This is a genomic window from Pseudomonas persica (assembly GCF_900291015.1).
In the GTDB taxonomy this organism is placed as follows: domain Bacteria; phylum Pseudomonadota; class Gammaproteobacteria; order Pseudomonadales; family Pseudomonadaceae; genus Aquipseudomonas.
On sequence record NZ_OLKL01000257.1, the window covers coordinates 1 to 252 of the forward strand.

General features: G+C 70.2%; 1 pseudogene. It reads right to left on the reverse strand.

Features of this window, described 5'->3' with window-relative positions:
* Window positions 1-252, reverse strand: a pseudogene (locus tag FQ664_RS26485) (NAD(P)(+) transhydrogenase (Re/Si-specific) subunit alpha); the annotation flags it as partial.

The window sequence follows — 252 nt, forward strand, 5'->3', positions numbered from 1 at the left end:
CCCAGGCGGCGTGAGGTGGCAATGGCCTGCAGGCCGGCGACACCGGCGCCGATCACCAGCACCTTGGCTGGACGCACGGTACCGGCCGCCGTGGTCAGCATCGGGAAGAAGCGCGGCGCGCGTTCGGCAGCAATCAATGCCGCCTTGTAGCCGGCCATGCCGGCCTGCGAACTGAGTACGTCCATCGCCTGTGCGCGCGTGGTGCGCGGCAACTGCTGCAGCGGGAACAGGTGCAGGCGGTCATCGGAGGCC